At 60.8% G+C, this 9,353-nt stretch carries 3 protein-coding genes; 2 read left to right on the forward strand and 1 reads right to left on the reverse strand.

From position 1 onward, the window contains the following. Positions 1-140 precede the first annotated feature (140 nt). On the reverse strand, positions 141-4,946 hold the full coding sequence (locus tag LQ327_RS31430; protein ID WP_230740317.1) for a DEAD/DEAH box helicase: 4,806 nt from the start codon (positions 4,944-4,946) through the stop codon (positions 141-143). A gap of 211 nt (positions 4,947-5,157) precedes the next feature. On the opposite strand from LQ327_RS31430, the gene LQ327_RS31435 reads away from it, so the two are divergent. Then, complete coding sequence (locus LQ327_RS31435; RefSeq protein ID WP_230740319.1) at positions 5,158-7,740, forward strand: hypothetical protein; 2,583 nt, start codon at positions 5,158-5,160, stop codon at positions 7,738-7,740. Positions 7,741-8,283: 543 nt separating this feature from the next. After that, complete coding sequence (locus tag LQ327_RS31440) at positions 8,284-9,252, forward strand: hypothetical protein (protein WP_230740321.1); 969 nt, start codon at positions 8,284-8,286, stop codon at positions 9,250-9,252. Positions 9,253-9,353: the final 101 nt, after the last annotated feature.

Raw genomic sequence — 9,353 nt, forward strand, 5'->3', positions numbered from 1 at the left:
GGTCTGCACAGCGCTTTCCTCAGCGGCGGCATCTGTGAGTCTCCTAACGAAGGGTGAAACGGAACCGATTCGCGCTCAGAGGTCTTGACGCGAACCTCAACCGAGGGAAGAAGCTCCAATTTCATTGCCGCCGGAGAGTTCTATTTGAAGTCCTCTCGAATAGACAGCGACGGAAGAGCGTCGACAATCTGCATCGTCCGCAGAGAGACAGCGACAACCCGAGCAAGTAGGTCAATTATGTATCGCGGATCTCCGCTCTCCCGACTCCATTCGTTGGGGTCATTCACAATTCCAGACGACTTGTCAGTTCTCACCTGATAGCGATCTATGATCCATTCAATCGCCGAGCGCGAACCCAGCATGAATCGATATGCATCTTCCGGAATACCCGAAAGCCTGATTCGAGAATTGTAAATGATCGCCGTCCGGTCCGAAACCAGCTTCTTTGACTCCGGGTCCCGTTTTTTCACAAAGGCCATCTTCTGGACTCCAAAGAAATCGTACGGGTCACCCGTCGGCTCGATGTCGAGGCCGTCAAGAGGATATGGAGTTTCCGACTCGTAATTCAGATGAAGATCGGCGAGATCACGTCCCGCTCGAACGAAAGGCCACGGGTCGACGGCAAGAGGCACCCGAGGTATCGTCTTTTTTAGATCAGCCGCATAAGAATCGCGATAGGCGGGCGAGTGAAGAACCCCGTAGACGTACGAGAATATCTCGTCTTTTCCAAATTCATCTCCGTACGCCTGCACGAATTTTGATAGACCTGCGTCCGAGATGTTATCGACCCGACGATAGCCTGCCGCTTCTTCACCAAAATTGAGGGCTAAGGTTCCGTCCTCGGTCATCGACTCGTACGTCCATCGGGGATAGAACTGACTCGCAGTAAACAGATTCAGGTCCGGCATGGCATCTGCGGCGAGAGCGGAGAATTTTACGGTCGGATACGGGCCGGAAATGATGAAGCCGACAGTGGACAGATCGGGACTCGGGAACAGACGATTCATCTTCGCCTGTACTTCGTTCAATCCAGGCGAGAAGTATACGTTCTGTTTACAGAAAGGCCGGTACATCCCTCCGCGTAACGCCGAGGGGTCCCAGCGCAGGACATCCCCTCTCCGCCATCGAGAACGCAGCGCACGAGACCAACTGACTCTCGTCGGATCGTCCGACGGCTGATCGATGCCGATATCGGAGTTGAAGTTCGACACCAGTGTGCGAACGTTCCTTGCAAGAACTTCCTTACCGAAGTTGTATACCCATGGGTCTCGGTTGGTAGTTAGGCCGTGGCTTGAAACTTTAAAGATGCCGGTTCCGTCCTTCGCGGTTAGCGGCAGGAAAGCATCGAAGTCGGCGCCGCGCTTACTTAGCCAGTCGCCGTACGCGTTGGGGCTGATGTCTCCCATAGGAACACCGTCAGCAACACTTCCTAGCTCACGCAACCGTGAAAGCTTTTCCTCACGTGTGAGGTAGTCTCCAATATCTAGGTATCGAATTTGCGCCGGCGACTTCCGTGCTGGATTTTTGACGAGTAGGGTGATAGCAACTGTTGCGCGACTTCCGCCGCCAAAGATCTTGCCGCCCTCCCGTCGAGACTCGTCCCCGGCCGTGCGCTGATTGCCTCGAAGATTCACGATATATATTGACGTGAACTCATCGGCGAGGGTCTTTCGCATCCCATCCGCCGTGTTGGAGTCTAAGAATCCGCCGTTGGTAACGTATGCGACAATACCCTTTTCCCGAATGCGGAGCGTGGCCCATCTGATAGCTCGAACATAGGAGTCGTATAGAGATCTTAGTGATGTTGACTCACTCCGAGCCGCATAGCTCTGTCGAATATTCTCGTCGAGGCTAGGGTACCTCTCATTCTGGTTGCGGTCGTTGGCGCTCTCTTGTCCGATCGAGTACGGTGGATTTCCGACAATAACGGTAATCGGCAGCTGCTTTAGTCGCTCCAGCCGATCATTGTTTTCGGGAAACACGCTGAGATCTGGCCGATCGCTATCCTCCCAAGACTGAAAGGTATCAGTCAGGATCAGTCCAGGGAAGGATTCGTATGGCTCCTCTTCCGTCGAGATGCCCTCTCTCGATGGCGCCTCCGCGCCCGACTCACGCAGCATTCCACGGTAGGTCGTCTCAATGTTTACTGCAGCGATATAGTACGCAAGAAGTAGAATCTCGTTAGCGTGCATTTCTTCGACATACTTGCGAGTCAGGTCGTGCGGACGGACGAGGCCAAGCTCCAGGAGACGAACAATAAATGTGCCGGTGCCAGTGAACCCATCGAGAATATGCACGCCTTCATCAGTAATGCTTTGGCCAAACTCCTGCCGGAGTAGGTCATCAGCAGAACGGAGGATGAAGTCCACTATCTCAACCGGCGTGTAAACAATGCCCAGCTTGTCGGCCGTTTTTCTGAAGGCGGTCGCAAAAAATGTATCGTAGAGTCGACGAACCAATTCTTGCCGGCCCTCGCGGTCCTTTACGTCGCGGACCTTGCGCCTAACTGAGTCGTAAAACTTGCCTAACGCCTCGTTCTCGGCCTCTAGATCGTGCTGGTCGAGAACGGCGAGCATCCGTTCCATGGTTTGAGCCACGGGGTTGTGGTCGAGAAACTCGTCGCCTGCGAAGAGAGCGTTAAAGACGGGCCTGGTTATCAGGTGTTGCGCGAGCATCTCTACGGCGTCCTGCTCCCTGATGCCCTCATTGAGATTCCCACGCAGGCCGTCCAGAAATGTGTCGAACTCAGCACGAACACTGGTCGTTTCTTCGGCCAGCAGTGATTCGATCCTTGTGATCTGACGCTCAGCGATCTGAGCCACGTCTTTAGCCCAATCAGTCCAATACTCGCGCGAACCGACTTTCTGGACGATTTTGGCGTAGATCGCATTACGCCACTGGTCGAGATCGCCGAACGCAAGCGGCAGTATCCCCTGCTCCCCCGCGCTACCCTCGCCGCCAACGCCAATGACGTTGACTTTACTGTCACGAGCCTTTGATAGCTGGATTCGATTGACGAGGGCATCGAACCGCTCGTCGTGAGCTCGCAGTGCCTGTAGAACTTCCCAGACGACGGCGTAGCGCTTGTTATCCCGCAGCGCGTCCTCGGGAATCATTCCTGAGGGGATACCGATCGGGAGAATAATATATCCATAGTCTTTACTGCCCGCGGGGTCGCGCCGCATCACTCGTCCGACTGACTGGACGATGTCCACGACAGACTTGCGCGGCGACAGGAACATAACCGCGTCGAGTGCTGGGACGTCGACACCCTCAGAAAGGCAGCGGGCATTGGTAAGAATCCGGCAGGATCCGGAAGCCGGATCGCCGCGCAGCCAGTCGAGACTACCGTTGCGCTGAAGAGCGTTCATTGTGCCGTCGACGTGTCGTACCTCGCACTTTAGGGGCGAGGACCCGTCCACGGCCTGCTGATCGGTGGCGTCGACGTAGTGGTCGGTGACATCTTGGAACAGCTTCTCGATGCGCTTCGAGTCGGCAATCTGGCCAGCGAAGGCGATCGCGCGACGCATCGGGGCGACGTCGGGCTCGAAGGAGTGCTCTGCACGCCCTCGCTTAGCCAGGCCGTTCCAGCAACCAACAATTTTGGCAGCGTCGTCGAGCTTCAACTCATTGCCGTCATCAGAGAGTTGTTGCTGGAAAGTTCGTGCCACCGACGACTCGTCGACTGTCAGGACAAGCACTTTGTAGTCGGTCAATAGCTCCTTTTCAACGGCCTCGCCAAACCCGAGGCGGTGAAATTCCGGCCCATAGCGTGATTCGTCGTCCATTGAGGCCAGCACTGCGTTCGCCTCGCCAGCCTTGGCCTTAGTGGCGTCATCGTAAATCCGAGGCGTCGCAGTCATGTAGAGCCGTTTAGCGGCGGGCAGGTACTCGTCATCATGGACCCGGACGAAACTCGACTCGCGCTTGTCGTCGGCGAGAGTGATCCCGGTGGTTCGATGCGCCTCGTCTGCGATCACGAGATCAAGTGGCCTTCGACCCTTCCAGCTTTGCGCAACGATGTCGATCGACTGATACGTCGCGAAGATGACTGTCATTGCACCCGTATCAGAGGTCGCGGTCTCAATACGGGCTCGCAGCCGTTCCACGTTCGTAGTAGCGGGTAAGACCAGATCGGTGACCGAAATATCGTCGAAGTCGCCGCGGAGGTTACTGTTTCTAGAAGTCGATCGTGGGTCTGAGCAGACGGCGAGTGGTCGAATTGGGAGACTGGCGTTATCCGTCCACTCACGGACGGTCTGCGACAAAAGATTGATACTTGGCACGAGAAATAGAATCGTACTTCCCGCGCCCACGTACTCCTCGGCCAAGCGCAAACTAGTGAAAGTCTTGCCGGTGCCGCACGCCATCACGAGCTTACCGCGGTCATGCTCGGCGAATCCGGCCGTGGTCTTGTCGATCGCGACGCGCTGGTGCTTTCTCGGGTGCTTGCGCTCGACGAGCTCGAGATGGTCGGCGAAGGCCATGTCAACGGAGACGTCGGGCCACGTAACACGAGATGCGGCGAGCTGGTCCATGCCAAGGCGGCGCACCGGGATCGACTGACCATGGATCGCGCTCTCCGCGTTGGCCCCCCACTTGTCGCTCGTCGAGATGATCATCCGCTCGACGTAGCTCGCCATGCCCGACGCAGCGAGGAAAGAGTCGAGCATCGGCTTCGTGACGTAGGTGTCTGGCGCGAAGAACTTGCATTGCACTGCCACGTCGCCGGAACCGTCGGCGCGGCGGGCTACCAGGTCGATGCCGGTGTCGGGGCCCGTCCTGTCGGGGTAGTCACTCCACAGCCACACGTCGCTGAACTGCTCGGCGAACACTGGGTCAGTCCGCAGGTACGCCCGCATCAAGCGCTCAAACCTGGCCCCCTTGTCGGCCTCCGAGACCGCGGACCCACGCAGGTGGTCCAGGACGTCGTAGATCGTCGACATCGGGCCTTGATACCCCACCGGCCGAGCCAGCGGGACCGCTAGTAGCCCGAACGGCGCGTCGTGCTCGCCCGGCGGCCTCCCTCGTTGGCACCCTGGGGGAGGAGTGCACCGGAGCGTCGGCGAAAGGTACTTGGTCATGGGGGGACTGCAGTCCGGCGGTGGTACGAGTGCAGTAGCCGCGTCGGCTCATGCCGGGTGCGAGCGGTTCCGCATGACGGACCCGTTCCTCACCCGGCGGACACGCAAGCAGCTGGCCGCCCACTTGGGTCGCCCCGACGCCGAGGGCACGATCCCCGAGGCTCGCTGGATGCGGGCCATGACCTTCGAGTCGCTGGTGCACTCTGAGCAGTTCGTCTCCGAGCTGCTGACGCGTACTCTCGGACAGCTCGGCCTCCCGCGTCCGGAGAAGGTGGCGCGCAAGCGCTGCGGCGGCTCCGTGGAGCGCACCGCTGCTGCCTTGGCACAGGCGGACCTCAGCGCTACTTTCGGCGGAACCGCCACGATGATCACTGCTCTGGCCCTGCCCTACCTAGAGCTCGAGCACGAGAACGTGACCGCGGTGCTGCCCGACTTTGCTGTTGTGGCACCTCGTTGTGTGCACGACAGGACGGTTGGCTCCTGGCTGGTCATGGGTGATGCCAAGGACTACGAACGGGTGCGAGCGCGCATCGACGACGCCCGTATGCTCAAGGGCTTTCTTCAAGTGGCCCTCGGGGCAGAGTCGGCCGCCGCGTGGAGCAAGCTCCCCTCAGGGATGCGTGTCCATCCCTCGGGTTCTCTAGCAGTGCCGCGCAACGCGTTCCTTCGCCCCGAGGCCGTTGTCGAGAGACTCGACGACCACCGGGAAGAAGTGCGCGGTCGTGCCAGAGAGCGTCTTATGGCGAAGAAGGAGTTGGGAGACGACCACCCCACGAGCGCAGAGCTCGCGAGGTACGTCGCGCACCGCATCGCGCGCTTTGATCCTGGTTCGTGTGCGAGCTGCAACCTCTTCCTGTACTGCCGCGGCGAGCTGCGGGACTCGCAGAACGCGGCGGACATCCTCGTCGAGATCGGCGTCCCCGAGAGGGTTCGCCCGCTCGTCACGGCGTTGGCCGAAGGCTCAGGCGCGGCCGCTGCCGCGGCGCCCGCCGCGGTGGTCTCTCAGGTTGCTGCGACCACGACCGGGCTACCGGTATCTACCGCACGACGTCGGTCCGACCCCGTCGGCCGATCCGGATCGATCGAGGTCGTCGTAGCAAAGACAGACTCGTCCGCACTGGGGATGTACGGCCTGGCCCTGCGACGAGCTGGCAGCACTTGGCTACAGCAGATCTTCGTCGAACCCCACGCGCCAGCTACCCGGCGCGGTGCGCTCCGGCTGATCGGAGAGGAGATCACCGCAGCACGGGAGGAGGGCGCCCTACCCATCCACCTAGTCCTCCCCGATCGCGCCACCGGCGACCTCCTGGTGTCCGCGGCCGACTCCGTCGCCGGTGTGGAGCTCAGTAGGATGCGCTGGCAAAGAGACCTGTCGCAGGGTCGGCCGGCACTCACCTTCGACGGGGAGCCTGCCGTGCTGCCCGAGCCTTTGGACGCATACGAACGTCTGGGTGTCTCTTTCTTGCTTGAGGATGACCGGAGCCGTGCGCTCCACACAAGGTCGACCATTGTCGATCTGCGGGAAGTGCTAGCTCGACATATCACCGTCGGTGGGCCAGCCATTGACGCTTTCCGGCTCGACTATCTCGTCCGGTGGGCCCTCGCTTCGGAGCCGCTGGACCACCGCGCGGTGTCGGATGAGATCGCGAGCCTCACGCACACCCCCGGTGCCCGGCTCACCACGGCGGAGTCCGACGCGTTGCACGCCGCGTCACGGCGACGATCGGGAGACCCAGAGGCCTATCGACGAGGTGTTGAGGGTGCTCTAAGCTACAAGCAAGAGATCATTGAGCTAGCCTCGTCCTTCCTCGAGACTCTGCCTCTCTCCCGACTGGCTCCGGTATTCGATGCAATTGAGAATGATTCTCAACAGGTATGGTGGCGCCGAGTAGCGCTAGGAGCGCTCGATCTGGTGCGCTTCAGCCGTACCAACAGATTCTGGCGCAACAGACAGGTGCCGTTACTCGAGAAGGACGAACGGTGCGGGACTCAGCTGGCCTGCCTGGTCGATTATACAATTGCCCGAGACGCGGCCGTCGATGCGGGCATGAAAGAAGTCGCGCGCGCCACGGTTCTCAGTATATCGCCGATAAGGCTCGATGTGTCATCACGCCGATTCTCCGACGGCACAGTTGCCGTAGGAATGCACGTCGGCGCCGAGCCAATGCTGGAGACGCCTAGTACCACGCTCAAGGTCCAGAGCGGCACGTTCAAGATCGGGCAAATGCCGATCGGGCGGCTCACCGCCGACGACAAGCCTGGGCTCCTTTGGGCTCCCGTCGTCGTGCCACAGCTCGCCGTCGGCGACGAGCTACTCCTTGGCGATGCAACTTGGTTCGAGGCGGTGATGAAGAACGGTCACGAACTCACCGTCGTGCGTCCGCCGGTCGATAATGATGCCGCACCCCGCAAGGACTGCCACCCTGGCTCCTACGCGGCCGACCCGCAGGCGCACCGTTGGTGCTGCCGCAGTCACACGGTAGCCGAAGCCGAAACGTCGGACTTCTTCGCCGGGAAACGCGCCAAAGGAGAGATGAATCCCGAAACATGGCCACCCCTGGTCGATGAGGAACGCTTCGACGTCGGGCCCGCAGTTCCCGCAGACGTCCCCCCAAGTCTGCCGCCTGAAGACCTCACTGTCGACGATGTGGACTGAGTCATGGGAATCGATTTTTCAGCGCCGCCGCCGCTCGTGGACGCCACTCACCATGTGCAGGCGGCAGTCGGCAACACTGACGCTGCGACGCGGGCGATCCTAACTCTGTCAGGATCGCTATCCGGCAGTAACGACTATGACAAGATCCTGCTTCGAGCTGCAGCTGGAGCGGGGAAGTCAGTACAGCTGATGCGGATGGTGCACGACGCGCTGGCTCATCCTGCTTGCGTGCGAGTGGCCGTGACCGCTTTTATGAACCGGCAGATTTGGCCCTTGGCCCGATCTCTGGGCGAGGTCTTTGGCCCCTCACAAGTGGGCCTCCTTGCGAGCGCCCGAGTTCTCGCTGACGTCCCTGACGAAGTCCGCACGGTAGCAACCGTCGTAACCAGCGCAAAAGATCTTCCAGCAGGGGTAAGGGTAGTCCTCGCTACCGCGAGCCGATTCGGATCACCTTCCGAACGGACTCGCCAGCTCTCGGCATTAGGAGTTGCCGGCAACGATGAGCGCCCGTTCGACGTACTCTTCGTTGATGAGGCTTGGCAGATGGCACTGCACCTGTTCGCGGGAGTCGAGGGCTACGCGCCCATCGTGGTCGGCGTCGGTGACGTAGGCCAGCTCCCGCCTATCGACGCGAGCGACAACCCCTGGCGCGGCGATCCCGGTTACAACCCCTATCGTGCTTGGCCCACTGCATACGAGGGTTTCCGGACCACCTTCAGTATTGACCTACCGGCGGTGTGGCGACCACCCGCCCAGCAGCTTGCGTTGTGGCGCGCTTTCTACCAGGACTGGGAGAGACTCGACTGCATCGCGGCACCTGACGACCGAGGGATAGAGTTACCAGCCCTAGCCGGGGCCGCGGCCGATATCTGGGCGACCGTCGCGAGCGGATGCCCCACGCTGCTAGAGATCGACGGGCTTGCCGAGCCGGAGGCGCCAGACGTCGATGAGCCGCTGCTCGGCGTGCTCGAGGAGCTTCTCCGTCCCCTCCTCGTTGGCGGATTCCTCGTGCGCACGGCCGTGTACGACGACTCTGGAGCACCGACCGGCGAAGAGTGGTCTTCCTCTGCCGAACCCGAAGGTGACCCCCTCATAGTAATACTTGCAAGCCGCAACGCCGCTGTCGACGACGCTGAGGCCCTGGTCGACCGGCTCAGTATTGAGCTCGAGCTGCGAGAAGGAGTTTTGGCAGCGTCGACTGTCGATAAATGGCAGGGCCAAACAAATCGCATCACTATTGCTCTCCACCCATTGTCGGGCGCCGACAACCTGGACAGCTTCAACTCAGCCTTCGGACGGCTCGCGGTGGCTTGTACGCGAGCTACCCACGGCTTGCTGATGCTCACCCGGTCCGGGCTCGACGAGCTACTCGCTGAGGCCCCGGCGCGCCCTGGTACACCGCTAGGCGAACCGGGGACCCGCACGCTCCCTAGGCAGACCCACTTGCGGCTGCTCGGGTCGTTCGCCCGCGGAGCGCTCGTGGTCGATCCTGCTAGCGCCTCATTGCCTTGACGGCTTCAACCCGTTCCGAGCACCTCAGCGTGGCTAGAGCGCTTGCCTCACGCCAGCGGGCCGATTGGCAGGATCCGGGTGGGCGCCCGAGCCCACCGCGC

The organism is Actinomycetospora endophytica (genome assembly GCF_021026375.1).
GTDB lineage: Bacteria > Actinomycetota > Actinomycetes > Mycobacteriales > Pseudonocardiaceae > Actinomycetospora > Actinomycetospora endophytica.

What these genes read in the sequence shown, in the direction of transcription:
- LQ327_RS31430 (WP_230740317.1), bottom strand. Translation starts at nt 4,946, where the DNA reads ATGTCGACGATCTACGACGTCCTGGACCACCTGCGTGGGTCCGCGGTC.
- LQ327_RS31435 (WP_230740319.1), top strand. Translation starts at nt 5,158, where the DNA reads ATGACGGACCCGTTCCTCACCCGGCGGACACGCAAGCAGCTGGCCGCC.
- LQ327_RS31440 (WP_230740321.1), top strand. Translation starts at nt 8,284, where the DNA reads ATGGCACTGCACCTGTTCGCGGGAGTCGAGGGCTACGCGCCCATCGTG.